A 24,836-nucleotide genomic window follows, 5' to 3' on the forward strand; every position below is an offset into this window, starting at 1 on the left:
CCGTTCGGGTGAACTCTGCGGGGTTCACAGCCTCTTGACCCCCTTGATGCGGCCGACCCTGGTGGAGCGGGTGCGGGCCTTGAGCTTCAGGGCGCCGAGGCCCCGCTGACCGCCGAGGCGCAGACCGGTGCCGGAGGAGAGCCAGCCGGAGGAGATGTCGCCGCTCTTGGCGGCGGGGCCGCCCTCGGCCAGTGGGTCGTTGTCGGAGCGACGGGCCAGCCACATGATCGCGGGGACCACGAAGGGGGCCAGCAGCAGGTCGTACAGGGCGGCCGAGAACAGCAGTCCGGGCAGGCCGACATGGCGGGCCGCGGTGTCGCCGACCAGGGCGCCGACGCCCGCGTACAGCAGGGTGGAGCCGGCGGCGGCGGCGACCACGACGGCCATCGGGCCGGTGGCGGACTTCAGCCGGCCGTTCTCCGGCTTGATGAGCCCGGCGAAGTAGCCGATGACGCACAGCACCAGGGCGTAGCGGCCGGCCGCGTGGTCGGCGGGCGGGGCGAGGTCGGCGAGCAGCCCGGCGCCGAAGCCGACGAGGGCGCCGCCGACGTGGCCGTACACCATGGCGAGGCCGAGGACGGTGAGCAGCAGCAGGTCGGGGACGGCACCCGGCAGGTGCAGGCGGGCGAGGACGCTCACCTGGATCACGAGGGCGACGACGACCAGCGCGGTCGAGAGCAGGATCCGGTTGAGGCGCATGGGGATTCAGCTCCTACTGCTGCGGCTCGTTGGTGTCGGGCCCGCCGGCCGGGGCCGAGGGGTTGACCGTGACGGTCACGGTGGGCGTCGGCGTCGGTTTGGGCTTGGCCGGCAGGACCTCGTCGCGGGGGTCCCGCTTCGGCCCCTGGACGACCACGCCGACGACGTCGAGCTTGGTGAAGCCGACGTACGGCGTGACGTAGAGGGTCCGGGTGAGGCCGCCGCCGGAGGGGTCGATCCGGGAGACCACGCCGACCGGGACGCCGGGCACGAAGGGCTTGTCGGCCTGGGAGCCGAAGGTGACGAGCCGGTCGCCCTTCTTGACCTCGGCCCTGCCGTTGAGGAGTTCCACCCGCAGCGGGCGGTCCCCCTGGCCGGAGGCGAAGCCGAGTTCGTCGCTGTTCTCCATGCGGGTGCCGACGGTGAAGTCGGGGTCGTTGGCGAGCAGCACGGTGGCCGTGTCCGGGCCGACGGTGGTGACCCGGCCGACGAGCCCGTCACCGTTCAGCACGGTCATGTCCCGTTCGATGCCGTCGTGGGCGCCGGCGTCGATGGTGATGGTCCAGGAGAAGCCCTGCGCCGACCCGATGGCGATGACCTGGGCGCCCTTGATGCCGTACTGGCCCTCACCGGCGATCTTCAGCATCTTGTCGAGCTGGTTCAGGCGGCTGCGGTTGCGGTCGTCGCTGCCGAGCTTCGCCTTGAGGGCCGCGTTCTCCTTCTCCAGCGCGGCGAGCCGGTCGTGGCGGGTACCGGAGTCACGGACGGCGGAGACGGCGTCGCCGACCGGGTCGACCGCGGACGACAGCCCGTTCTCGATCGGGCCGAACGCCGCGGCGGCGGCCTGCCGGGCACCGTCGACGGGGGAGTTCCGGCCCCCTCGGATGTCCACCGTGATCAGCGCGAACGCGATGGCGATCAGCAGGACCAGGAGCAGCCGGCTCTCTTTCGTGTCCCTCACGTGCGGCGGCCGTGCCCTTCCTCGAGTGGAATTCGGGGGCCCCGGTGGTGCGCCGATGGTGAAGCGCAGGTCCTCGGGGCCGATTTGCTGGAGCTTGTGCCTCTATGTCGACGACCCGCCGTACGAGAGGGATCGTCTCGCACGGCGGATCCGACGGAGCCGCCTCATCGGCGGGGCTGGGCGTCCAGTACCTGCTGGAGCGCCTCGAACTCCTCGACGCACTTGCCGGAGCCGAGCGCCACGCTGTCCAGCGGGTCCTCGGCGATGTGGATCGGCATTCCGGTCTCGCGGCGCAGCCGCTCGTCCAGACCGCGCAGCAGGGCGCCGCCGCCGGTCAGCACGATTCCCCGGTCCATGATGTCGCCGGACAGCTCCGGCGGGCACTTGTCGAGGGTCGTCTTGACGGCGTCGACGATGGCGTTGACCGGCTCCTCGATGGCCTTGCGGACCTCGGCGGCTGAGATGACCACGGTCTTCGGCAGCCCGGAGACCAGGTCGCGGCCGCGCACCTCGGTGTGCTCGTCGGCGTCGAGCTCGTACGCGGAGCCGATCGTGATCTTGATCTGCTCGGCCGTGCGCTCGCCGAGCAGGAGGCTGTACTCCTTCTTGATGTACTGGATGATCGCGTTGTCCAGTTCGTCACCCGCGACGCGGATGGACTGCGCGGTGACGATGCCGCCGAGCGAGATGACCGCGACCTCCGTGGTGCCGCCGCCGATGTCCACCACCATGTTGCCGGTGGCCTCGTGGACCGGCAGACCGGAGCCGATGGCGGCCGCCATCGGCTCCTCGATGATGTGCACCTGACGGGCACCGGCCTGGGAGGACGCCTCGATCACGGCGCGGCGCTCGACGCCCGTGATGCCCGAGGGCACACAGACCACGACCCGCGGCCGGGCGAGGTACCGCCGCTTGTGGATCTTCAGGATGAAGTAGCGCAGCATCCGCTCGGTGATCTCGAAGTCGGCGATCACACCGTCCTTGAGCGGACGCACGGCGACGATGTTGCCCGGTGTGCGGCCGATCATCTTCTTCGCCTCGGCGCCGACCGCGAGGATGCCGCCGGTGTTGGTGTTGATGGCGACCACGGACGGCTCGTTGAGCACGATGCCGCGACCCCTGACGTACACCAGCGTGTTGGCGGTCCCGAGGTCGACAGCCATGTCACGGCCGATGAACGACATTGAGTTCCCCATCCGGATTCATCTGGCCTTCCTGAGCTTTTGAGGGCATATCAGGTAGGCGAGGCGGGTGCTGTGACGTGAAGGCTTCCATCGTAAACGCGCCTGCACGAACGCTGCGCGAGGGTCTCCGCCATTGTCATCAGAGGGCGGGCCGCCCCGCTTCTGGAGACGGCCCATCGGGGTCACACGTTCCCCCGATCGGCACGGCATATGCCGAAGGACGGCCGAAAAGGTACGGCCGTCCCAGGTCAGGACTCCGAGCGGACCTGACGCCCTCTCAGAAAAATTCGCGGAAATTCCGCCAGGTGGGCGGCTCAGGCACGGCCCGGGAAGAAGATCTTCACCTCGCGCTCGGCGGACTCCTCCGAGTCGGACGCGTGGATGAGGTTCTCCCGGACGATCACCCCGTAGTCGCCCCGGATGGAGCCGGGCGCGGCGGCGATCGGGTCGGTCGGGCCGGCCAGCGCGCGCAGCCCCTCGATGACCCGCTCACCCTCGACGATCAGGGCCACGACCGGGCCGGACGCCATGAACTCCACCAGCGGCTCGTAGAAGGGCTTGCCCTTGTGCTCGCCGTAGTGCTGCTCCAGCGTGTCCTGGTCCAGGGTGCGCAGCTCCAGCGCGGTGATCTGCCAGCCGGCCTTGCGCTCGATACGGCTGATGATCTCGCCGGTCAGGCCGCGACGGACGGCGTCGGGCTTGAGGAGGACGAGGGTGCGCTGGCTCACGAGGGGCTCCTTACGACTGGCATGTGCGGTGGCACGAGATTACAGGGCGTGTCCCCGTCACCGTCACGCAGCGTCAGGTGTGGAAGGGCCGGGCTCCGCGGACTCCCCCTCGGCGGCGAACCTGGCCTTCGCCCGGTCGACCTTGCGCCCGTAGTGGACCGACGCCCACCACAGGGCGGCGAACACCGCGCCCATGAAGTACATCGCCGGGACGAAGACGCCGGAGGCGATCAGGGCGAGCTGCAGCGCCCAGCCGAGGGCGACGCCGCCCGGCCGGGTCACCATGCCGCACAGCAGCACGCACAGGACCATGGCGATGCCGCTGACCAGCCACACCGTGGACGTGGACAGGTCCGGGTCCTTCATCGCCACGAGGGCGGCGAACCCGATGACGAAGAACTCGCCGATCAGGGTCGATGAACAGAGCGTACGCACGGCGGACTCCTCAGCCCTTCCCCAGCAGCAGGCGGGCCTCGCCCACCGTGATGACCGAGCCGGTGACCAGCACTCCGCCGCCGGAGAACTCGCCCTCCTCCTCGGCCAGCGTGATCGCGGCCTCCAGGGCCTCGGGCAGTCGCGGCTCGACCTGGACGCGGTCCTCGCCGAACACCTCGACGGCGATCGCGGCCAGCTCGTCCGCGTCCATGGCGCGGTGGCTGGAGTTCTGGGTGACGACGATCTCGGCGAAGATCGGCTCGAAGGCCTCCAGCAGCCCGCGCACGTTCTTGTCGCCGCTCGCCCCGACGACGCCGATCAGCCGGCTGAAGTCGAAGGCCTCCCGCACGGCCTCGGCGGCGGCCTCGGCGCCCGGCGGGTTGTGGGCGGCGTCCAGGACCACGGTGGGAGAGCGCCGCACGACCTCCAGGCGCCCCGGCGAGGAGACGGCCGCGAAGGCCTTGCGCACCGCGTCGATGTCCAGCCGCTCCGCGCGCTGCGCACCCACCCCGAAGAACGCCTCCACGGCGGCGAGCGCGACGGCCGCGTTGTGCGCCTGGTGGGCACCGTGCAGCGGGAGGTAGACCTCCTCGTACTCGCCGCCCAGTCCGCGCAGCGTGAGGAGCTGCCCGCCGACGGCGATCCGCCGGGCGCCCACGCCGAACTCCAGGCCCTCGCGGGCCACCGTGGCGTCGACCTCGACGGCCTTCTTCAGCAGCACCTGGGCCGCGTCCACCGGCTGCTGCGCCAGGATCACGGTCGCGCCCTGCTTGATCACGCCGCCCTTCTCCCCGGCGATCTCCCCCGGTGTGTTCCCGAGCCGGTCGGTGTGGTCGAGGCCGATGGGGGTGATCACGGCGACGTCACCGTCGATCACGTTGGTGGCGTCCCAGGAACCGCCCATGCCCACCTCCACGACGGCCACGTCGACCGGCGCGTCCGCGAAGGCCGCGTAGGCCATGCCGGTGAGCACCTCGAAGAAGGACAGCCGGTGCTCCTGCGAGACGTCGACCATCTCGATGTACGGCTTGATGTCCTGGTACGTCTCGATGAACCGCTCGGCGGAGATCGGCGCGCCGTCCAGACTGATCCGCTCGGTGATCGACTGCACGTGCGGGCTGGTGTAGCGCCCGGTGCGCAGCTCGAAGGCGCCGAGCAGGGCCTCGATCATGCGCGCCGTGGAGGTCTTGCCGTTGGTCCCGGTGATGTGGATCGAGGGGTAGGAGCGCTGCGGCTCGCCGAGGACGTCCATCAGCGCGGCGATCCGGCTGACGGAGGGCTCCAGCTTGGTCTCGCCCCAGCGGGTGGCCAGCTCCGTCTCGACCTCGCGCAGGGCCCTGTCGACCTCGGGGTCCTCCGGCCGGGCCGGTACGCCGGCCTCGGGCGGCCCGCCCTGGGTGCGCAGGGTGCGGCTGCCGGCCTCGATCACGGCGAGGTCGGGGTCACGGGTGGTCTCGGCGTCGATGATCTCGTCGAAGCCGTCGAGGGGGTCGGGGGTGTCGCTGGTGCCGGGGTGGTCGCTCACGATGCCAGTCTACGGAGGCGCGGGGACACAGGTGGGCGAAGGCCCCCGGAGCGGTGGAGGACGCAGCGTCCGGTGGAGCTCCGGGGGCCTTGGCCGCTGTTCACCGGGCCGGCGCGCCCGCGCCGGCCGCGTCGGCTACGGCTTCGGGAGCCTGTCCAGTTGGGCCTGGATGCGGGCGATGTCCTCGTCGGCCTTGGCGAGGCGGGTGCGGATCTTGTCGACCACGTTCTCCGGGGCCTTCGCCAGGAACGCCTCGTTGCCCAGCTTGGCGGTGGACTGGGCCTTCTCCTTCTCGGCGGCGGCCAGGTCCTTCGCCAGGCGCTTGCGCTCGGCGGCCACGTCGATGGTGCCGGAGAGGTCGAGGGCGACCTCGGCGCCGGCGACCGGCAGGGTGGCGGTGGCCGTGAAGGCCTCGCCCTCCGGCTGCAGGCGCAGGAGCTGGCGGATGGCGGCCTCGTGCGGGGCCAGCGCCGTCCCGTCCAGCGTCAGCCGGGCCGGGACCCGCTGCCCCGGCTGGAGGCCCTGGTCGGCGCGGAAGCGGCGGACCTCGGTGATGACGGACTGCAGGGTCCCGATCTCCTGCTCGGCCGCCCGGTCGTGGAAGCCGTCCGGTGCGTCGGCACCGGGAACCAGCACAGCGGCCGGCCACTCGGCGATGACGACCGACTCGCCACCCGTGAGGGTGGTCCACAGGGTCTCCGTGACGAACGGGACGACCGGGTGCAGCAGCCTGAGCGTGACGTCCAGGACCTCGCCCAGGACGCGCTGGGAGACCTCGGCCGCCTCGCCGCCCGCCTGGAACGTCGTCTTGGACAGCTCGACGTACCAGTCGAAGACCTCGTCCCACGCGAAGTGGAAGAGGGCGTCGGACAGCTTGGCGAACTGGAAGTCGTCGTAGAACGCGTCGACTTCGGCGACGACCGAGTTCAGCCGGGACAGGATCCAGCGGTCGGTGGCGGACATCCGCGCCGGCTCCGGCAGGGGGCCGTCCACCGTCGCGCCGTTCATCAGCGCGAAGCGGGTGGCGTTCCAGATCTTGTTGGCGAAGTTGCGGGAGCCCTGGACCCAGTCCTCGCCGATGGGCACGTCGACACCGGGGTTGGCACCGCGGGCGAGGGTGAAGCGCAGGGCGTCGGAGCCGTACTTGTCCATCCAGTCCAGCGGATTGACCGCGTTGCCGAAGGACTTCGACATCTTCTTGCCGAACTGGTCGCGGACCATGCCGTGCAGGGCGATGGTGTGGAACGGCGGGGTGCCGTCCATGGCGTACAGGCCGAACATCATCATCCGGGCGACCCAGAAGAAGAGGATGTCGTAGCCCGTGACCAGCACGGAGTTCGGGTAGAACTTCGCGAGGCTCTCGGTCTGTTCGGGCCAGCCGAGGGTGGAGAACGGCCACAGGCCGGAGGAGAACCAGGTGTCGAGGACGTCGGTGTCCTGCTTCCAGCCCTCCGCCTCGGTGCCGGGCGGCTGCTCGTCGGGGCCGACGCAGACGACCTCGCCGCCGGGGCCGTACCAGACCGGGATGCGGTGACCCCACCAGAGCTGCCGCGAGATGCACCAGTCGTGGAGGTTGTCGACCCAGTCGAAGTACCGCTTCTCCATCTCCTGCGGATGGATCTTGACCTTGCCGTCGCGGACGGCGTCACCGGCGGCCTTGGCCAGCGGACCGACCTTGACCCACCACTGCATGGACAGGCGCGGCTCGATGGTGGTCTTGCAGCGCGAGCAGTGGCCGACGGAGTGGGCGTAGGGACGCTTCTCGGCGACGATCCGGCCCTCGGCGCGCAGCGCGGCGACGATGGCGGAGCGGGCCTCGAGGCGGTCCAGGCCCTGGAAGGGGCCGTGCGCGGTGATGACGGCGTGCTCGTCCATCACGGTGAGGGACGGCAGGTCGTGCCGCTGGCCGATCTCGAAGTCGTTCGGGTCGTGGGCCGGGGTGACCTTGACGGCGCCGGTGCCGAACTCGGGGTCGACGTGCTCGTCCGCGACGACCGGGATGGAACGGTCGGTCAGCGGGAGCCTGATGAGCTTGCCGACGAGGTGACGGTAGCGCTCGTCGTCGGGGTGGACGGCGACGGCGGTGTCGCCGAGCATGGTCTCGGCACGGGTGGTGGCGACGACGATGGTGTCGTCCCCCTCCCCGTACGTCATGGAGACCAGCTCGCCGTCGTCGTCCTGGTACTCGACCTCGATGTCGGAGATGGCCGTCAGACAGCGCGGGCACCAGTTGATGATGCGCTCGGCGCGGTAGATCAGCTCGTCGTCGTAGAGCCGCTTGAAGATGGTCTGGACGGCCTGCGAGAGACCCTCGTCCATGGTGAAGCGCTCACGCGACCAGGCGACGCCGTCCCCGAGGCGGCGCATCTGGCCGGAGATCTGACCGCCGGACTCGCCCTTCCACTGCCAGACGCGCTCGACGAAGGCCTCGCGGCCGAGGTCGTGGCGGGACTTGCCCTCCTTGCCCAGTTCGCGCTCGACCACGTTCTGGGTGGCGATGCCGGCGTGGTCCATGCCCGGCTGCCACAGCGTCTCGAATCCCTGCATGCGCTTGCGGCGGGTGAGGGCGTCGATGAGCGTGTGCTCGAACGCGTGGCCCAGGTGGAGGCTGCCGGTGACGTTCGGCGGCGGGATGACGACGGTGAACGGCGGCTTGTCGCTCTTCGCGTCCGCCTCGAAGTAACCGCGCTCTACCCAGCGCTCGTACAGCGGCCCCTCTACATCGGCCGGCGCGTACTGGGTCGGCAGTTCGGAGTCGGGCGCGGGTGGCTGCTGCTGAGCGTTCTCGGTCACGGGGGTCAGTTTAGAGGTGTCACGGGGTGGTCCCGAAACGCGTTTGTTCTGTAACGGTGCGGCCCCCGGTGCCGTGCGTCCCCGGCCCCTGCGCCAGGATGTCAGGAACACATAAGCATCTGAGGGGGCACCCAGAAATGAGCAACAACCAGCCGGGCCCGTACGGCCAGCAGCCGCCCCGCGGCCAGCCGGGCCCGTACGGCCAGCAGCCGCAGGCACCCCAGCCCCAGCCCGGCTACGGCTACCCCCAGCAGACTCCCCCGGCCCCGCCGCAGCCCGGGTACGGCTACCCGCAGCAGGGCGGTGTGCCGCAGCAGCCGGGCCCGTACGGCCAGCAGCCGGGCGCCTACCCCCAGCAGCCCTACGGCGCCCCGCAGCCGCCGGCTCCGGGCGGCGGCACGAAGAAGACGGGCCTGATCGTCGGCGCCGTCGCCGTGGTCGCGGCGATCGCGGTGGGCGCGTACCTCCTGCTGGGCGGCAGCGGCGGCTCGGACGTCGCGGACGACGGCCCCCACAAGCTGACGACGCCGGCGACGGTGCTGGGCGAGTACAAGAAGTCCAAGAGCGACAGCGGCACCATGAGCGAGAGCGACATGAAGGACGCGGAGAAGTGGGGGGTGAAGGACCCCCACGACGTCAGCGCCGGGTACGCGTCCGGTGACGCCGACAATCCGCTGAGCAAGAAGATGATCCAGTTCGGCGGTGTGTACGGCACGATCGACGACCCCGCCAAGACCGTCGACGCGATGTTCGCCTACATGAAGAGCGAGTCCCGGAAGAGCGGCGACGGCAAGGACGTCGCCCTCCAGGGCGAGCCGAAGGCGTACGAGCCGGCCGGTCTCGACGGCGCGGTCCTCAAGTGCCAGCAGGCGAAGGCTCCCACCGACTCGACGAGCGGCGGCCCGAAGGACGTCACGATGACGTTCTGCGTCTGGGGTGACCACAGCACCGTGGGGTTCGTCATGCCGATGGACATCGCGAACCTCGCCGCGGGCCGGAGCAGCGACCCGGCGGCCGACGCCGAGCTGACCGCCAAGTTCCGCAAGGAGATCCGCGTCCCGGCGTGACGCGGTGACGGCGAAGGGGCCCCGGTCGGGTTCGACCGGGGCCCCTTGGCGTGTCCTGCCAGGTGCGGCTACGCCGTCTTCTGTTCGCCCGTTCCCCGGCCGCGGGCGTCGCGGGGGATGAGGGTCGGGTTGACGTTGGAGTGGACGACGTCGGCCGTGATGACGACGCGGGCGACGTCCTTGCGGGAGGGGACCTCGTACATCACCGACATCAGGACCTCCTCCATGATGGCGCGCAGGCCGCGGGCGCCGGTCTGGCGGAGGATGGCCTGGTCGGCGATGGCCTCCAGGGCCTCACGCTCGAAGTCCAGCTCCACGCCGTCGAGTTCGAAGAGGCGCTGGTACTGCTTGACCAGGGCGTTGCGGGGCTCGACCAGGATCTGGAGCAGGGCCTCGCGGTCCAGGTTGTGCACCGAAGTGATCACCGGCAGGCGGCCGATGAACTCGGGGATCATGCCGAACTTGACCAGGTCCTCGGGCATGACGTCCTCGAACTGGTCCTTGGCCTCCAGCTCGCGCTTGGAGTGGATGGTGGCGCCGAAGCCGATGCCCTTGGCGCCCGCCCGGGACTCGATGATCTTCTCCAGGCCCGCGAAGGCACCGCCCACGATGAACAGGACGTTCGTCGTGTCGATCTGGATGAACTCCTGGTGCGGGTGCTTGCGGCCGCCCTGCGGCGGGACCGAGGCCGTGGTGCCCTCGAGGATCTTCAGCAGGGCCTGCTGGACGCCCTCGCCGGAGACGTCGCGGGTGATCGACGGGTTCTCGCTCTTGCGGGCCACCTTGTCGATCTCGTCGATGTAGATGATCCCGGTCTCGGCCTTCTTGACGTCGTAGTCGGCCGCCTGGATCAGCTTGAGGAGGATGTTCTCCACGTCCTCGCCGACGTAGCCCGCCTCGGTCAGCGCCGTCGCGTCGGCGATCGCGAAGGGCACGTTCAGCATGCGGGCCAGGGTCTGCGCGAGGAGCGTCTTGCCCGAGCCCGTGGGGCCGAGCAGGAGGATGTTGGACTTCGCCAGCTCGATGGCGTCGTCACGGCCCTGGGCGCCGCCGTTCTCGCCCGCCTGGACCCGCTTGTAGTGGTTGTACACCGCGACGGAGAGGGCTTTCTTGGCGGCCTCCTGGCCGACCACGTAGCCCTCGAGGAACTCGTAGATCTCGCGGGGCTTGGGCAGCTCCTCCCAGCGCACCTCGCTGGTCTCCGCGAGCTCCTCCTCGATGATCTCGTTGCAGAGATCGATGCACTCGTCGCAGATGTACACACCGGGCCCTGCGATGAGCTTCTTGACCTGCTTCTGGCTCTTGCCGCAGAACGAGCACTTGAGCAGATCGCCGCCGTCACCGATGCGTGCCACGGTGTGCTTCCCCTTCGCCTGGGAGACGACTGGACGCTTTCGAGTCCAGCGACTCCTGGTGCTGCCTTATGTCCGACGGTACCTTGCCGGGCCCGGTGTTCGGGTCCCCCTTGGCAGGGTTCACTTCGACGTGGATCCTGCCAAGGGGGCCCGAGCCTACGCCCCCGCGGTCAGCGGACCGCTTCGTTGTTCATCTTGCGGGTGGAGATGATCTGGTCGACGATGCCGTAGTCGAGCGCTTCCTCGGCAGTGAGGATCTTGTCGCGCTCGATGTCCTCGCGGACCTGCTCGATGTCCCGGTTGGAGTGCTTGGCCAGCATGTTCTCGAGCTGGTCGCGCATCCGGGTGAACTCGTTGGCGATGATCTCCAGGTCGGAGAGCTGGCCGCGGCCGGTGGAGCCGGCCGGCTGGTGGATCAGCACGCGCGAGTTCGGCAGCGCCATGCGCTTGCCCGGGGTGCCGGCGGCGAGCAGGATGGCCGCGGCGGAGGCCGCCTGGCCCATGCACACCGTCTGGATGTCCGGCTTCACGAACTGCATGGTGTCGTAGATGGCCGTGAGGGCCGTCATGTCGCCACCGGGGCTGTTGATGTAGATCGAGATGTCCCGGTCGGGGTCCATCGACTCCAGGCACAGCAGCTGCGCCATGACGTCGTTGGCGGAGGCGTCGTCGATCTGGACGCCCAGGAAGATCACGCGCTCCTCGAAGAGCTTGGCGTACGGGTCGTACTCGCGGATGCCCTGGGAGGTGCGCTCGACGAAGCGCGGGATGACATAGCGGCTGTCGGGCCGGGGCCCTTCGTACATACCGCTGGCGGCGCCGGGGAAGTTGGTCATGAGGGTGTTCACCGTCCTGGTGGCGTTCGGGGGGCTGGTGTCTCGGCGGTGCGTGGCGTGGCCGGGCCGGTCAGGCACCGGTGCCGCCGCCTCCCGGAACACCCGAGGCGTTCCTGATGATCTCGTCGATGAGGCCGTACTCCTTGGCCTCTTCCGGGGTGAACCAGCGGTCGCGGTCGGCGTCACGGAGGATCGTCTCGACCGACTGGCCGGAGTGGAACGCGGTCAGCTCGGTCATGGTCTTCTTGGTGCGCAGCAGGTACTGGGCCTGGATCTTGATGTCCGAGACCGTACCGCCCAGGCCGGCGGAGCCCTGGTGCATCATGATGTCCGTGTGCGGCAGGGCGAAGCGCTTGCCGGCCGTGCCGCCGGTGAGCAGGAACTGGCCCATCGAGGCCGCCATGCCCATGCCGATCGTGACCACGTCGTTCGGGATGAACTGCATGGTGTCGTAGATCGCCATGCCGGCCGTCACCGAGCCGCCCGGGCTGTTGATGTAGAGGTAGATGTCCTTGTCGGGGTCCGCGGCGAGGAGAAGCAGCTGTGCGGTGATCTTGTTGGCGATGTCGTCGTCGACCTGCTGACCGAGGAAGATGATCCGCTCGTTGAGCAGCCGGTTGTAGACCTGGTCGCCGAGGCCACCACCGATGGAAGGCTCGCCGGCGGCGGAGGGCATCAGATTCGTCACGTATCCACCTGCTCGTCTTACGACGGCGCCGGGCCGTCTCACGTCGTCCTGCCGGAGGCTTGGCTGGGGGTTTCAGGAGACTCCCCTGCCCCCGTATTCAAGGACCCTAACGCTCAGGTCCCCTCGGGGAATCCCGGAGATGACAGTGTTCGCCGGGGGCGTAGCGGCGGCGCCGCGGGGGCCGGGCGCGGATCCGGGGGGCGAACGGCGCGGGCCCCCGGGGAGCACACTCCCCGGGGGCCCGTTCTACGCGCTTCGCAGGCGCCGTGCGGGCGCTCAGCCCTCGGCGTTCTCCGCGGAGGCCTCCGACGCCTCGGCGGCCTCGGTCTCCTCCTCGTCGTCCAGGTCGACGACCTCGCCGTTGGTGTCCTTCACCGTGGCGGCGTCGACCACGACGGCCAGGGCCTTGCCGCGGGCGACCTCGCCGACCAGGAGCGGAACCTGGCCGCCCTCGACGACGGCCTGGGCGAACTGGTCGGGGGACATGCCGGAGGAGGCCGCACGCCGCATGAGGTGCTCGGTGAGCTCCTCCTGGTTGACGTTGAGGTTCTCCTTCTTGACCAGCTCGTCGAGGACGAACTGGGTCTTGATGCCCTTGACCGCGGCCTCGCGGGTCTCGGCCTCGAACTCCTCGGCGGTCTTGCCCTGGATCTCCAGGTACTTGTCGAGGTCCAGACCCATCTGGCCGAGCTGGTGGTGCTCCAGGTTGTGCTTGCGGGTGTTGACCTCGTCCTCGAGCAGCTTCTCGGGGACCGGGACCTCGACCAGCTCGAGCAGCTTCTCCAGCACGCGCTCCTGGGCCTGGGTGGCCTGGTCGTACTGCTTCATGTCGGCCAGGCGCTTGCGGCTGTCGGCGCGGAGCTCGTCCAGGGTGTCGAACTCGGAGGCGAGCTGCGCGAACTCGTCGTCCAGCGCGGGCAGTTCACGGGCGGCGACCTGGGTGACCTTGACGGTGACCTCGGCCTCCTTGCCCGCGGCGGAGCCGCCCTTCAGCTCGGAGGCGAAGGTGGCCTCCTCGCCGGCGGACAGACCCTTGACGGCGTCGTCGATGCCGTCGAGCAGCTCACCGGAGCCGATGGTGTAGGAGACGCCGTCGGCGACGCCGTCCTCGAGGACCTCGCCGTCGACTTTGGCCCGCAGGTCGATGGTGACGACGTCGCCGTCCTCGGCGGCGCGCTCCACCGGGGAGGTGGAGGCGAAGCGCTCACGGAGCTGCTCGACGGACTTCTCGATGTCCTCGTCGGTGACCTCGACGGCGTCGACCTCGACCTCGATGCCGGAGTAGTCCGGGATCTCCAGGGCCGGGCGGACGTCGACCTCGGCGGTGAAGTTCAGCGTCTCGCCGTCCTTCAGGTCGGTGATGTCGACCTCGGGCTGGCCCAGCGGGCTGAGCTCGGCCTCGTTGACCGCCTCGGTGTAGAACTTCGGAAGCGCGTCGTTGACGGCCTCCTCCAGCACCGCACCGCGGCCGAACCGCTGGTCGATGACGCGGGCCGGGATCTTGCCCTTGCGGAAGCCCTTCACCGTGACCTGCTGGTTGATCTTCTTGTACGCCGCGTCGAGGCTGTCCTTGAGCTCCTCGAAGGGCACCTCGACAGTGAGCCGAACCCGGGTCGGGTTCAGGGTCTCCACGGCGCTCTTCACGGTTCGGTCTCCTTGTGGCTGACTTCTTGGTTTCTGCCGGAGCCAGACTGGTCCGGCGGATTTCGCCGCCCGGAGGAGGTCGTAGGCCGAGTGGGCCGGGACACACGGGCGCGCAGCTTGCATAGTAACCGCAGCCGGTCAGCGCCCCAAAAGGCGATCATCAGGATGCCGTGAGCCGGTGGTCGGGGTGGCGGGATTTGAACCCACGGCCTTCCGCTCCCAAAGCGGACGCGCTACCAAGCTGCGCCACACCCCGTCTGGTGCGACACGTAGGGTACATGTCCGGGCCGACTCCGTCGGCCGGTTTCGGCGTCGCCGCGCATACGACATCGCCGCAGTCCAACGCGTTGGCCTCCGCGGTGGCCGACCCGCTACGATGCTCAGCAGTGCCACGGTCCCGGACCGGCGGCATGTTGTCGCGGGCGTAGCTCAATGGTAGAGCCCTAGTCTTCCAAACTAGCTACGCGGGTTCGATTCCCGTCGCCCGCTCCACCCGGCGAAGGCCCAGGTAGGCGGTAATTTCACTGCCCCTGGGCCTTCGGTCGTTCTCCGAGCTGCTCAGCCCTGCGCGTCCCCCGCGTGCCCCTCCGGCCGACGGCGGCGCTTCGGAGCATCCACGATCACCGCGTCCACACCGCCGGCGATCTCGCGCTCACGACGCCCGGAAGTGTGCTGACGGATCGGCGCCGCACGGGTCGAGCTGCGGCCGAGGCGGGTCATCAGCTCACGCGGAGCCCCTTGGCGCGCGCAGCTCCACAGACCGTCCGACGCGCCAGACGCTCACGGGGCCATGGTCACTCGCGCCGAAGCAGCTCCCGGCCGGAGTCGCTGCGCCGACCGCGCGGGCGCCTCAACGTTCCGGTGAGCCCAGGCGGTCGTTACGGTGATCACATGATGCCCGGCTCCGCCTCACCCGCAGACATCTCGTCGATGCCGAGGGCCGAGTTCGCCTTCCCCGGCCCACTGCGCAACCGGCTCGTCGCAGCCGTCCTCGACGGTTCCAAGACCTCCACGACAGGACTCGTCGCTGACTACGAGCATGCGGGAGAGCCCCTGCCGGAAGTCGGGAACCGTTCGGTGGTCGTCGACTCGGACGATCGTCCGGTCGCAGTCATCGAGGTGACCGGCGTGCGTATCCTCCCGCTGGCGCAGGTGGATCTTGCCCACGTCGTGGACGAGGGGGAAGGGGACACCAGCGTCGCCGAGTGGCGTGAAGGCCACGAGCGGTTCTGGCACAGCGAGGAGATGCGGACGGCCCTGGAGGACCCCGACTTCACCGTGGACGACAGGACGCTGGCGATTCTGCAGCGCTTCCGCCTCGTCGCAGACCTGCGCGTCTCCGATCGACCGATCTCCTGATCCACGGGTGACGCCGCGCCCCCTGACGTGCCCGTCGGAACAGTGGGCAACGGGGAGTCCCGGAGAACGGCGGAGCGCCACCCGAAGCCGCGCAGGCCGACGTCTCCCAGGGCAGCCCTCACCCGGTTGCGCGAGCTTTCGAACCGGCCGCGCGGGTTCCATTCCCGTCGCCCGCTCCGCACGGCCAAGACGTGGCCGAACCCGCGGGGCGCGCGGTGCACGATCCGGCCTCGCCTCCCGGGGGCGGATCCAGCCGGTGGCGGGCCCCGCCACGCCCGGCCCACCCGGCCCAGGGGGAAGGCCGTGAGCCCGGCCGGGCGCACGTGGTTCGTCGCGCCTTCCGGCGGGATCGCGGCATGACCGACGCCCCCTCCGGTGACCGCACCGGCGGAGCACACCGCCTCGCCCCGCCGACGGCCGGCCCCGGCTCGTGCCGGGTGGGTGGCGTGTGCCGTGCGAGGGTGGGCGGCAGGCGGGGCGCGGGTCGGGTCAGAAGCTGATCTGGTTGATCGTCTCCGCTATCGAGTTCATGAAGCGGTTGATCGACGGCGCCATGCCGGTCGAGGCGAGGAAGAAGCCGAAGAGGACCGCGACGATGGCCGGGCCGGCCTTGATGTTCCCCCCTCGGATCAGCACCACAAGGATGATCGCCAACAGCAGCACCACGGACAGTGAAATGGCCACAACTGATCACACCTTCGGTCGGTCCGCTCTCCCGGCCCTGGGACGCGGCCCCGCGCACCCCAGCCAGAACCATCGTGCCACCAACCCGGCCCTTGTATGCGGGCCGTGACACAACGTCGGCCGGTGGTCCGGCCCCGCGGGAGCCCGCACAGCAATTCGACGCACACACCTGCACCTGCGGCTCGGGGAATTGCGCGGCCCGTTTTCCGTGTCCACACATCATGTGCGCAAGTAATTCGAATTGATGACACAGAGGCAACGTATGACCGAATTAGTCGGTATGAATCGGTACATAGAGGTCGAACGAGGGTGCTGCTGTGCCGACCATCACGTGGACAGGGCAGGCAAGTTCTGTAAATCAGGGGGTACTCGAACGCGATAACCAGGAATAACAGGCGGGGTTTTACGGAATCCCACCGTCGACGCTAGGGTGCCTGAGATGTTTGAAGCCGCCTCGTCCCCCGGCCAGAACCGCAGACCACTCCCCCCGGCACAGTCGCCGGCCGACGGAGTGCCCGGTCCGCGTACCCCGATGAGCGAACAGGAGGGGCGGACGGCGGCGGACAGACCGGGCAAACAGCGCGACTCGTTCTTCGACAACGCCAAGTACCTGGCCATCGTGCTGGTCGCGATGGGCCACGCCTGGGAACCGCTGAAGGGCGACAGCCGCGTCCTGGAAGCCCTCTACACGGTCGTGTACGCCTTCCACATGCCGGCGTTCATCATCATCTCCGGCTTCTTCTCGCGCAGTTTCGACATGCGCCCGGACCGGCTGAAGCGGCTGATCACCGGTGTGGCCGTGCCGTACATCCTCTTCGAGACGGCGTACCCGCTCTTCAAGAACCTCGTCGACCACTCCGACGAGGAGGTCAGCCTCCTCGACCCCTGGTACCTGACCTGGTTCCTGGTCGCCCTGTTCGTCTGGCGGCTCACCACGCCGATGTGGAAGCTGGTGCGCTGGCCGCTGCCGGTGGCCGTCGGCATCGCCATGCTCGCCAGCGTCAGCCCGAGCATCGGGGACGACCTCGACCTCCAGCGCGTGCTGCAGTTCCTGCCGTACTTCGTGCTCGGCCTGTGCATGCAGCCCAAGCACTTCCACATGGTGCGCCGGCGCTGGGTGCGAATCGCCTCGGTGCCGGTCTTCGCGGGCGCGCTCGCGTTCGGCTGGTGGTCGGTGCCACGCATGAACACGGCGTGGTTCTACCACCGCGACTCCGCCCAGGAACTCGGCGCGCCGTGGTGGGTGGGCCCGGTGATGGTGCTGGCGATGATGGCCTGCTCGCTGCTGCTGACGGCGTGCTTCTTCGCCTGGGTGCCGCGCCGCAGGATGTGGTTCACGGCCCTGGGCGCCGGCACCCTGTACGGCTACCTGCTGCACGGCTTCGTGGTGAAGTTCGCCGACTACCGGGGCTGGTTCGACCACTCCGCGCTGCACCACCCGCTGGGCGAGATCCTGGTCACCGTCCTCGCGGCCGCCGCCGTCACCCTGCTGTGCACCACTCCGGTGCGTCGGGTGTTCCGGTTCGCGATGGAGCCGAAGATGGCCTGGGCGTTCAAGCAGGACGCGACCGAACTGGCCCGCGAACGCCGGCGCAGGGAGCACGAGCGCGAGAAGGTCAGCGCCTAGGCGTCGCCCTGCCGGCCCCCGGTTCCCCCTGGCCCGGACCGAGAAGTGCCCGCATCCGCGCGTACTTCTCGGTCAGTCGTCTCCGGGTCCGTTCGTCCAGGACCGCCAGCCGGGCCGGGTCGGCGTTGTGCGCCAGGTCGGCCTCCTTCACCAGCAGCGCGCCCGGGGTGGCCAGGATGCGCCGCGCGTACGCCTCGGGGGCCTCGCCGGCGCGCTTGGTGACGGCGCGCACGACGGCCTTGGTACGTGCCGTCAGGGCGGCGCCCTCGAGCCACTCCTCGCTCAGCGCGCCGTCCTCCACGGCGTCGTGCAGCCAGGCCGCCGCGATCAGTTCGGCGTCCCCGCCCCGGGCCCGTACCCCCTCGGCCACGGCCGCGAGGTGTTCGGCGTACGGTCGCCCCGCCTTGTCGGTCTGTCCCTCGTGCGCGGCCCGTGCGAGGTGCTCGACCTCGCCGGGGCCGAGTGGAGTCAGGTTCATCGGCCCAGTGTCCCCGGTGCGCCGGGCCCGCGGTACCCGGGTCAACGGGGAGCCGACGTGGCCTCGCGGCAGATCAGCAGCAGGGCCCTGTCGTCGTTGACGTCCTTGGCGACCGCCTCGATGAGGTGCCAGGCGGCGCCGTGGAAGCCGCCGGCGACATAGCGGTCGGCCTCGCCGGTGAGGCGGTCGATGCCCTCGACGATGTCCCGGTCGGAGGTCTCCACCAGGCCGTCCGTGAAGAGCATGAGCACGTCGCCCGGCCGCAGCGAGCCCTTCGTGGAGTCGAACTGGGCGCCGTCGTAGACCCCGAGCAGCGGGCCCTCGGCGGCCTTCTCCTCCCAGCGCCCGCTGCCCGCGCTGAGCTGGAGGCCCGGCGGGTGCCCCGCGGAGTAGAGCTCGTAGTCACCGGAGTCCAGGTCCAGGACCAGGTGGATGGAGGTGGCGAAGCCCTCGTCCCAGTCCTGGCGGAGCAGGTAGCCGTTGGCCGCCGGGAGGAAGGCGTGCGGCGGCAGGGAGCCGAGCAGGCCGCCGAAGGCGCCGGACAGCAGCAGGGCGCGCGATCCGGCGTCCATGCCCTTGCCGGAGACGTCCGTGAGGACGACTTCCAGGGTGCGGCCCCCGTTGGTGCGGGCCGCGACCACGAAGTCGCCCGAGAAGGACTGGCCGCCCGCCGGGCGCAGCGCCATCTCGTGGTGCCAGCCCTGCGGCAGCTTCGGCAGCGTGCTCTGCACCCGGATCCGCTCGCGCAGGTCGAACAGCATGGTGCCGCCGCGCCGCCAGGGCACGCCGACCCGGTTGCGGAACTGCGCGGTGAGCAGCCCGAAGGAGCCGCACGCGGCGACCACCAGGACCACGCCCGGGGTGACCCGCGAGGGCCCCTCGGTGTACGGGCCGAGCCGCACCGACTCCACGATCAGCGCGGTGGCCGCGGTGGCGTACAGGCCGAGCAGGCTGGCCGGGCGCAGCAGCAGGCCGCCCGCGACGATCGGCAGCACCAGCGCGCCCGGCGAGAACCACACCGAGTTGCCGAGTGTCAGGGCCGTGAGGACGGGAATGGTGAGCAGCAGGCCGACGAGCGCGATCCAGTCCGAGCCGTCGCCGCGGAAGTAGTCCACGGCGCTTCTGCGCAGGCCGACGCGGACCCGGTGCCACTGCATCTTCCACCGGGCCGTGAACGTCTCGGCCTTGGAGCGCCGCGCTCGTCCTGCTGCCATCAGTTCGGGACCCTATCCATCGGACCAGCCCCTTGGCACGGGAGGTCCCACTTGTCCCCCGTGCGAGGCTCCGCTTCACGGTTGGACTTCACAGTGAACGGCACGAACGGCCGTCGCGCCGCCGCCTGGGAGAAATTCGCTGGCTCGTCCCGGGACGCGCTGATAGGCATGGCGCATGGCGACCCAGCGTGTGACCGAGCTGACAGTGCTGCGCCCCGAGGAGTGGGACGGGTGGTTCGACCACCTGGTCCGCGCCTTCGGCGCCGGTGAGGCATCCGCCGAGGAGCGCGAACTGGACCGGTCGGTGACCGAGTTCGACCGTTCCCTGGCCGCCCGCGACGGGGACACGATCGTGGGGACGGCCGGGGCCTTCAGTTTCCGCATGACCGTGCCGGGCGGCGCCCGGGTGCCCACCGCGGGCGTCACCATGGTGAGTGTGTCCGCCACGCACCGGCGGCGCGGGGTGCTGACCTCGATGATGCGCCGCCAGCTCGACGACGTGCGGGCCCTCGGCGAGCCGCTGGCCGCGCTGACCGCCTCCGAACCGGCGATCTACGGCCGCTTCGGATACGGCGCGGCGAGCTTCCAGTTGCACGCGGAGATCGACACGAGCCGGGTGTCCCTGGCCCCGGTCGCCGGGACCGGGTCGGTCCGGCTGCGGTACGCGCAGCCCGCCGAGGTGCTGGCCGAGTGCGAGGCGGTCTACGCGGCCCTGGTGCCCCGCAGACCCGGGATGCTGGCCCGGCAGCCGAACTGGGAGCAGGCCGCCCTGGTCGACCCGGCGAGCGACCGGGACGGCGCGTCGGCGCTGCAGTGCGTGGTGGCCGAGCGGGACGGCGCGGTCACCGGGTTCGCCCGGTTCCGTACCAAGCTCGGCTGGGGCCCGAGCGGGCACGACGGCACGGTGTCGCTGGAGGACCTGGCCGCGCTGGACCCGGCGACCGACGCGGCGCTGTGGCAATTCCTGTTCGACATCGACCTGATGACGACCCTGAACGTGCGCGGGCGGCCGGTGGACGACGCCTGGCAGTACCTGGTCTCCGACATCCGGCGCTGCCGGCCGCGCTTCCGGGACGCGTGCCACCTCCGTCTCGTCGAGGTCGGCGCCGCGCTGTCGGCCCGTGTCTACCAGGCGCCGGTGGACGTCGTGTTCGAGGTGGAGGACGCCTTCTGCCCGTGGAACGCGGGGCGCTGGCGGCTGACCGGCGACCCGAAGGGCGCGTCCTGCGAGCGCACCCGTGACGCCGCCGATCTGGAGCTGTCCGTACGGGAGTTGGGGGCCGCCTACCTGGGCGGGGTGTCGCTGCTGTCGCTGGCGGCGGCCGGCCGGGTCCGGGAGCGGCGGCCGGGAGCGCTTGCGGAGGCGGCGGTGGCGTTCGGCTCGCCGCTGGCGCCGTGGCTGCCGCACGGCTTCTGACGCCGGCCGCCATGGGGGCCGGCCCCGTCCCGCGCGGTCATGACTTCTGGCAGGTGGGGCACCAGAAGAGGTTGCGGGCGGCCAGGCCGGCGGTGCGGATGCCGGTGCCGCAGATGTGGCAGGGCCGGGTGGCCCGGCGGTAGACGTACACCTCGCCACCGTGGTCGTCCACGCGGGGCGGCCGGCCCATGGCCTCCGGGGTGTGCTCGGGGCGGACGGTGTCGATGCGGTTGTGGCGCACGCCCTCGCGCATGAGCGCGACCAGGTCGGTCCAGATCGCCTCCCACTCGGCCGGGGTGAGGTCCCGGCCCGCGCGGTAGGGGTCGATGCCGTGCCGGAAGAGGACCTCGGCCCGGTACACGTTGCCGACACCGGCGATGACCTTCTGGTCCATCAGCAGCGCGGCGACGGTCGTACGGCTGCGGGAGATCCTGCGGTACGCGGCGTCCGGATCGGCGTCCGCGCGGAGCGGGTCGGGGCCGAGCCGGTCGTGCACCGCCCGCTTCTCGGCGCCGGTGACCAGCGCGCACGTGGTGGGGCCGCGCAGGTCGACGTGGGCGGTGTCGTTGGCGAGCCGGAGCCGGACGGTGTCGGTGGGCGGGGGCGCGGGGGCCGGGCCGAAGGCGACCTTGCCGAAGAGGCCGAGGTGGATGTGGACCCAGTCGGTGTCCCGGAACCGGAGGAACAGGTGCTTGCCGTGGGCCTCGGTGGCGGTCAGAAGGGCGCCGTCCAGCAGGTCCGCCGCGTCGGAGAACTTGCCCTGGGGGCTGGTCACCCGTGGGGCGGTGCCCTGGAAGCGCTCGGCGTAGTCCTGGGCCAGCCGGTGGATGGTGTGCCCTTCTGGCACGGCTGAGGTGTCCTTTCCTGCCGCGTCCCGCCGGCCCGTCCCGGCCTGCGGGGAGGCCGCTGGGGGCCCGGTCCGGTACCGGCCCCCCACGGGCGCTACTGCTGCGGGTGGTGGGCCGGGATCGGGGGCAGGTCGCCGGTCGCCTCGTAGCCGGCGAGCATGTCGATGCGCCGGATGTGACGCTCGTCACCGGAGAACGGGGTGTTGAGGAACACCTCGACGAACTTCGTCGCCTCCTGCGTGCTGTGCATGCGCGCGCCCACCGCGACGACGTTGGCGTCGTTGTGCTGGCGGCCGAGCCCGGCCGTCTCCTCGCTCCAGGCCAGCGCCGCGCGCACACCCTTCACCTTGTTCGCGGCGATCTGCTCCCCGTTGCCGGAGCCGCCGATCACGATGCCGAGCGCGCCGGGGTCGGCGGCGGTCCGCTCGGCCGCGCGCAGGCAGAAGGGCGGGTAGTCGTCCTGGGCGTCGTAGATGTGGGGCCCGCAGTCGACGGGCTCGTGCCCCGCCGCCCTGAGCCAGTCGACGAGGTGGTTCTTGAGTTCGTAGCCCGCATGGTCGGAGCCGAGATACACGCGCATGGGACGAGTGTGACACGCCCGCTCCGGGGCGGCAGCCGCGGGTGCGACATCGGCAAAATGTGAATCGAACCATAGATCCTCAAGGAAACCTCAAGTAACAATCTGGATTCAGAGGTTCCTGAATCCGTTCACCTCGGATTCACTGGACCGGCTCGTACACCGCTCGTGCGGGCAGCTCCGCCTGGCGTAAAGGAAATTCCGTCCATGACCCCTGGTTCGGGCCTTCAAGCAGGACTGAAAAACCGCCATCTGACGATGATCGCGATCGGTGGCGTCATCGGAGCCGGCCTATTCGTCGGCTCCAGTACCGGTATCGCTACCGCGGGACCGGGCATCCTTCTGTCGTACGCCCTCGTCGGCACGCTCGTGGTGCTGGTGATGCGCATGCTCGGCGAGATGTCCGCCGCCAACCCCACCTCCGGTTCGTTCTCCGCGCACGCCGACCGCGCGCTGGGACCCTGGGCCGGCTTCTCCATCGGCTGGCTCTACTGGTTCTTCTGGGTCGTCGTGCTGGCCGTGGAGGCCACCGCCGGCGCGAAGATCCTCGAGGGCTGGATCCCGGCCGTGCCGCAATGGGGCTGGGCGCTCATCGTGATGACCGTCCTGACCGCGACCAACCTGGTCTCGGTCGGCTCCTACGGCGAGTTCGAGTTCTGGTTCGCCGGCATCAAGGTCGTGGCGATCGGCGCGTTCATCGTCGTCGGCCTGCTGGCCGTGTTCGGCGTGCTGCCGGGCGCGCACACCGACAAGGCGAGTTTCGCCAACCTCACCTCGCACGGCGGCTTCCTGCCGCACGGCCCGGGCGCGATCCTCACGGGTGTGCTGCTGGTCGTCTTCTCCTTCATGGGCAGCGAGATCGCCACCCTGGCGGCCGGCGAGTCCGAGGACCCGCAGCGCGCCGTCACCAAGTCCACCAACAGCATCATCTGGCGCATCGGCGTCTTCTACCTGGGCTCGATCCTGGTCGTCGTGACCCTGCTGCCGTGGAACGACCCGGCCATCAAGAAGGACGGCTCGTACGTCGCCGCCCTCGGCTCCCTGGGCATCCCGCACGCCGGTCAGGTCATGAACTTCATCGTGCTGACGTCGGTGCTGTCCTGCCTCAACTCCGGTCTGTACACGGCCTCCCGGATGGCCTTCTCGCTCGGCCAGCGCGGTGACGCGCCCAAGGCGTTCGCACAGACCACCTCCCGCGGTGTGCCGCGGGCGGCGATCCTCGCGTCCGTGCTCTTCGGTTTCGCCGCCGTCTTCTTCAACTACAAGTTCCCGGACACGGTCTTCCTCTTCCTGCTCAACAGCAGCGGCGCGGTCGCCCTGTTCGTGTGGCTGGCGATCTGCTTCTCGCAGCTTCGGATGCGGCGGATCATCCAGCGGGAGGCGCCGGAGAAGCTCGTCGTGAAGATGTGGCTGTACCCGTACCTGACCTGGGCCACGGCCCTGCTCATCATCGGCATCTTCGGCTACATGCTGACCGACACCCAGGGTGAGAGCAGCGGTCGGACGACCGTGGAGCTCTCCCTGCTGGTGGCCGCCGTCGTGATCGCGGCCTCCCTGGTCAAGCAGAGGATCGTGAGCCGCCGGCCGGCCCCGGCCGTGGAGGACCCGGCGGAGAAGGTGTCCGTCGGCTGACCTCACCGGCCCACCGCCACGACGAAGGGGAGGGAGTCCCACGGGACTCCCTCCCCTTCGTCCTTCGCGCGCCCGGCCGGGGGCGCGGCCCCGTGGGGGCGCGGCGTCAGCGCCGGCCGGTGAGCTTCCAGGCGGCGGGCAGCGCGCCCATCGCCAGGGCCGCCTTCAGGGCGTCGCCGATCAGGAACGGGGTGAGACCCGCGGCGACGGCCTGGGAGAAGGACAGGTGGGCGGCCAGGGCCAGGTACGGCACGCCGACCGCGTAGATGACGGCCTCGCCGAGGACCATCGCGCCGGCCATGCGCAGCGGCGACCGGTCGGCGCCGCGACGGGCCAGGGCGCCGACGGCGGCGGAGGCGAGCAGCATGCCGAGGACGTAGCCGAAGGAGACGGCACCCGCGCCGGAGCCGCCTCCCGCGAACCAGGGCAGGCCGGCCACGCCCGCGAGCGTGTACAGGGCGAGGGAGAGGAAGCCGCGGCGGGCGCCGAGGGCGGTGCCGACGAGCAGGGCGGCGAAGGTCTGTCCGGTCACCGGCACCGGGGAGCCGGGTACGGGCACCGAGAGCTGGGCCGCGAGGCCGGTGAGCACGGCACCGCCGAGCACCAGCGCGATGTCGCGGGCCCGCGAAGCGGGCAGCAGGTCGGCGAGGACTTCACCGGGGCGGACGGTTGCGGTGGCGGTGCTCATGGGGACTCCGCGTGGGACGAGGGCAGATGGGACACCGTGACGCTATCCCGGCGGCCTCGCGGTGATCACCGTCAGCGATCGACAAAGGCGGGAACGGGCACTTGGTGGGCACTCGACAAAGGGTGGCGGTTACACCCGGTACGGCGTGACAACGGTCACTGAGGCGGGGACGCGCAGCTCACCGGCGGGGCCGTCGGCGGGACTGTGGAACCCCGCCAACCCGTCCCGCCGGACCGGCCGGACCCTCCGTCCCGTCCCGGCCCTCCGGCGGAGGCGACGGCGCGCACCGCGCCACGGTCGCCGCGTAGCCGGCGTCTCACCCTTCGTACAGGGAGTGTCCGGATGCTGGGCAGCTTCTTCGCGGGAGCGAACGGGCCGCCCAGACTGGCCGGGTTTT

Annotated in this window: 22 protein-coding genes and 2 tRNA genes; 6 read left to right on the forward strand and 18 right to left on the reverse strand. The window is 70.4% G+C overall.

The annotated features are described in order from the left end of the window. Positions 1 to 24: 24 nt before the first annotated feature. From mreD to MXD57_RS21285, 7 genes are all read right to left on the reverse strand, one after another. A complete protein-coding gene (gene mreD / locus MXD57_RS21255) occupies positions 25 to 699 on the reverse strand; it encodes a rod shape-determining protein MreD (RefSeq protein WP_250403337.1) in 675 nt (224 codons plus the stop codon). 13 nt (positions 700 to 712) lie between these two features. Continuing rightward, positions 713 to 1,660, reverse strand: coding sequence for a rod shape-determining protein MreC (gene mreC, locus MXD57_RS21260; protein ID WP_250403338.1), 948 nt, complete (start codon positions 1,658 to 1,660; stop codon positions 713 to 715). Positions 1,661 to 1,824: 164 nt separating this feature from the next. After that, a complete protein-coding gene (locus MXD57_RS21265) occupies positions 1,825 to 2,844 on the reverse strand; it encodes a rod shape-determining protein (RefSeq protein WP_116151120.1) in 1,020 nt (339 codons plus the stop codon). Positions 2,845 to 3,158: 314 nt separating this feature from the next. Beyond that, complete coding sequence (gene ndk / locus MXD57_RS21270; protein WP_104780585.1) at positions 3,159 to 3,572, reverse strand: nucleoside-diphosphate kinase; 414 nt, start codon at positions 3,570 to 3,572, stop codon at positions 3,159 to 3,161. A gap of 63 nt (positions 3,573 to 3,635) precedes the next feature. After that, a complete protein-coding gene (locus MXD57_RS21275; protein WP_250403339.1) occupies positions 3,636 to 4,007 on the reverse strand; it encodes a DUF4233 domain-containing protein in 372 nt (123 codons plus the stop codon). A 10-nt stretch (positions 4,008 to 4,017) separates the two neighbouring features. Further along, positions 4,018 to 5,532, reverse strand: a complete 1,515-nt coding sequence (gene folC / locus MXD57_RS21280) for a bifunctional tetrahydrofolate synthase/dihydrofolate synthase (RefSeq protein ID WP_250403340.1) — start codon at positions 5,530 to 5,532, stop codon at positions 4,018 to 4,020. 135 nt (positions 5,533 to 5,667) lie between these two features. After that, positions 5,668 to 8,325 carry a valine--tRNA ligase gene (locus MXD57_RS21285; RefSeq protein ID WP_250403341.1) on the reverse strand — a complete coding sequence of 886 codons (2,658 nt, stop codon included), beginning with the start codon at positions 8,323 to 8,325 and terminating at the stop codon, positions 5,668 to 5,670. 137 nt (positions 8,326 to 8,462) lie between these two features. On the opposite strand from MXD57_RS21285, the gene MXD57_RS21290 reads away from it, so the two are divergent. Continuing rightward, positions 8,463 to 9,392 carry a hypothetical protein gene (locus tag MXD57_RS21290; RefSeq protein ID WP_250403342.1) on the forward strand — a complete coding sequence of 310 codons (930 nt, stop codon included), beginning with the start codon at positions 8,463 to 8,465 and terminating at the stop codon, positions 9,390 to 9,392. Positions 9,393 to 9,460: 68 nt separating this feature from the next. On the opposite strand, the gene clpX is transcribed toward MXD57_RS21290, so the two are convergent. From clpX to MXD57_RS21315, 5 genes are all read right to left on the reverse strand, one after another. Next, positions 9,461 to 10,747, reverse strand: a complete 1,287-nt coding sequence (gene clpX / locus MXD57_RS21295; RefSeq protein ID WP_199210539.1) for an ATP-dependent Clp protease ATP-binding subunit ClpX — start codon at positions 10,745 to 10,747, stop codon at positions 9,461 to 9,463. A 170-nt stretch (positions 10,748 to 10,917) separates the two neighbouring features. After that, positions 10,918 to 11,583 (reverse strand): ATP-dependent Clp protease proteolytic subunit, encoded by a 666-nt coding sequence (locus tag MXD57_RS21300; RefSeq protein WP_250403343.1) that lies wholly within the window; start codon positions 11,581 to 11,583, stop codon positions 10,918 to 10,920. Positions 11,584 to 11,653: 70 nt separating this feature from the next. After that, complete coding sequence (locus MXD57_RS21305) at positions 11,654 to 12,259, reverse strand: ATP-dependent Clp protease proteolytic subunit (protein ID WP_143632556.1); 606 nt, start codon at positions 12,257 to 12,259, stop codon at positions 11,654 to 11,656. 288 nt (positions 12,260 to 12,547) lie between these two features. Beyond that, positions 12,548 to 13,915, reverse strand: a complete 1,368-nt coding sequence (tig, locus tag MXD57_RS21310; protein WP_250403344.1) for a trigger factor — start codon at positions 13,913 to 13,915, stop codon at positions 12,548 to 12,550. A gap of 179 nt (positions 13,916 to 14,094) precedes the next feature. After that, positions 14,095 to 14,171 (reverse strand) — tRNA-Pro (locus MXD57_RS21315). A 162-nt stretch (positions 14,172 to 14,333) separates the two neighbouring features. Here MXD57_RS21315 and MXD57_RS21320 point away from each other — a divergent pair. Then, a tRNA-Gly gene (locus MXD57_RS21320) sits at positions 14,334 to 14,407 on the forward strand. Between the two features lie 399 nt (positions 14,408 to 14,806). Further along, positions 14,807 to 15,274, forward strand: a complete 468-nt coding sequence (locus MXD57_RS21325; RefSeq protein WP_250403345.1) for an ASCH domain-containing protein — start codon at positions 14,807 to 14,809, stop codon at positions 15,272 to 15,274. A gap of 489 nt (positions 15,275 to 15,763) precedes the next feature. Here the strand turns inward: MXD57_RS21325 and MXD57_RS21330 are convergent, their stop codons facing one another. Then, complete coding sequence (locus MXD57_RS21330; protein WP_143632335.1) at positions 15,764 to 15,958, reverse strand: hypothetical protein; 195 nt, start codon at positions 15,956 to 15,958, stop codon at positions 15,764 to 15,766. 532 nt (positions 15,959 to 16,490) lie between these two features. On the opposite strand from MXD57_RS21330, the gene MXD57_RS21335 reads away from it, so the two are divergent. Then, a complete protein-coding gene (locus tag MXD57_RS21335; RefSeq protein ID WP_250403346.1) occupies positions 16,491 to 17,585 on the forward strand; it encodes an acyltransferase family protein in 1,095 nt (364 codons plus the stop codon). Here MXD57_RS21335 and MXD57_RS21340 read toward each other — a convergent pair. Both MXD57_RS21340 and MXD57_RS21345 read right to left on the reverse strand, forming a co-directional pair. Continuing rightward, complete coding sequence (locus MXD57_RS21340; protein ID WP_250403347.1) at positions 17,575 to 18,063, reverse strand: HD domain-containing protein; 489 nt, start codon at positions 18,061 to 18,063, stop codon at positions 17,575 to 17,577. The genes MXD57_RS21335 and MXD57_RS21340 overlap by 11 nt on opposite strands. A 41-nt stretch (positions 18,064 to 18,104) precedes the next feature. Beyond that, positions 18,105 to 19,277, reverse strand: a complete 1,173-nt coding sequence (locus MXD57_RS21345) for a PP2C family protein-serine/threonine phosphatase (RefSeq protein ID WP_250403348.1) — start codon at positions 19,275 to 19,277, stop codon at positions 18,105 to 18,107. Positions 19,278 to 19,452: 175 nt separating this feature from the next. Between MXD57_RS21345 and MXD57_RS21350 the strand changes: the two genes are divergently transcribed. Next, on the forward strand, positions 19,453 to 20,694 hold the full coding sequence (locus tag MXD57_RS21350; protein WP_250403349.1) for a GNAT family N-acetyltransferase: 1,242 nt from the start codon (positions 19,453 to 19,455) through the stop codon (positions 20,692 to 20,694). A 37-nt stretch (positions 20,695 to 20,731) separates the two neighbouring features. Here MXD57_RS21350 and MXD57_RS21355 read toward each other — a convergent pair whose 3' ends face one another. Both MXD57_RS21355 and MXD57_RS21360 read right to left on the reverse strand, forming a co-directional pair. Then, positions 20,732 to 21,541: an Fpg/Nei family DNA glycosylase gene (locus MXD57_RS21355; protein WP_250403350.1), complete on the reverse strand. Its 810-nt coding sequence runs from the start codon at positions 21,539 to 21,541 to the stop codon at positions 20,732 to 20,734. Positions 21,542 to 21,636: 95 nt separating this feature from the next. Further along, a complete protein-coding gene (locus tag MXD57_RS21360) occupies positions 21,637 to 22,122 on the reverse strand; it encodes a ribose-5-phosphate isomerase (protein WP_250403351.1) in 486 nt (161 codons plus the stop codon). A 204-nt stretch (positions 22,123 to 22,326) separates the two neighbouring features. On the opposite strand from MXD57_RS21360, the gene MXD57_RS21365 reads away from it, so the two are divergent. Next, positions 22,327 to 23,751, forward strand: a complete 1,425-nt coding sequence (locus tag MXD57_RS21365; RefSeq protein WP_250403352.1) for an amino acid permease — start codon at positions 22,327 to 22,329, stop codon at positions 23,749 to 23,751. Between the two features lie 106 nt (positions 23,752 to 23,857). Here MXD57_RS21365 and MXD57_RS21370 read toward each other — a convergent pair whose 3' ends face one another. Beyond that, the gene (locus MXD57_RS21370; RefSeq protein ID WP_250403353.1) at positions 23,858 to 24,439 is read right to left on the reverse strand and encodes a biotin transporter BioY; all 582 of its coding nucleotides are present in this window, start codon (positions 24,437 to 24,439) and stop codon (positions 23,858 to 23,860) included. Between the last annotated feature and the right edge of the window lie 397 nt (positions 24,440 to 24,836).

The sequence above is a fragment of the Streptomyces cellostaticus genome (assembly GCF_023630175.1).
Classification (GTDB): Bacteria; Actinomycetota; Actinomycetes; order Streptomycetales; family Streptomycetaceae; genus Streptomyces; species Streptomyces cellostaticus_A.

Bases quoted from the DNA above. Each gene is read 5' to 3' on its own strand.
- mreD (WP_250403337.1), bottom strand. From the start codon at position 699: ATGCGCCTCAACCGGATCCTGCTCTCGACCGCGCTGGTCGTCGTCGCC.
- MXD57_RS21265 (WP_116151120.1), bottom strand. From the start codon at position 2,844: ATGTCGTTCATCGGCCGTGACATGGCTGTCGACCTCGGGACCGCCAAC.
- MXD57_RS21290 (WP_250403342.1), top strand. From the start codon at position 8,463: ATGAGCAACAACCAGCCGGGCCCGTACGGCCAGCAGCCGCCCCGCGGC.
- MXD57_RS21300 (WP_250403343.1), bottom strand. From the start codon at position 11,583: ATGACCAACTTCCCCGGCGCCGCCAGCGGTATGTACGAAGGGCCCCGG.
- MXD57_RS21305 (WP_143632556.1), bottom strand. From the start codon at position 12,259: ATGCCCTCCGCCGCCGGCGAGCCTTCCATCGGTGGTGGCCTCGGCGAC.
- MXD57_RS21325 (WP_250403345.1), top strand. From the start codon at position 14,807: ATGATGCCCGGCTCCGCCTCACCCGCAGACATCTCGTCGATGCCGAGG.
- MXD57_RS21335 (WP_250403346.1), top strand. From the start codon at position 16,491: ATGAGCGAACAGGAGGGGCGGACGGCGGCGGACAGACCGGGCAAACAG.
- MXD57_RS21340 (WP_250403347.1), bottom strand. From the start codon at position 18,063: ATGAACCTGACTCCACTCGGCCCCGGCGAGGTCGAGCACCTCGCACGG.
- MXD57_RS21345 (WP_250403348.1), bottom strand. From the start codon at position 19,277: ATGGCAGCAGGACGAGCGCGGCGCTCCAAGGCCGAGACGTTCACGGCC.
- MXD57_RS21350 (WP_250403349.1), top strand. From the start codon at position 19,453: ATGGCGACCCAGCGTGTGACCGAGCTGACAGTGCTGCGCCCCGAGGAG.
- MXD57_RS21360 (WP_250403351.1), bottom strand. From the start codon at position 22,122: ATGCGCGTGTATCTCGGCTCCGACCATGCGGGCTACGAACTCAAGAAC.
- MXD57_RS21365 (WP_250403352.1), top strand. From the start codon at position 22,327: ATGACCCCTGGTTCGGGCCTTCAAGCAGGACTGAAAAACCGCCATCTG.
- MXD57_RS21370 (WP_250403353.1), bottom strand. From the start codon at position 24,439: ATGAGCACCGCCACCGCAACCGTCCGCCCCGGTGAAGTCCTCGCCGAC.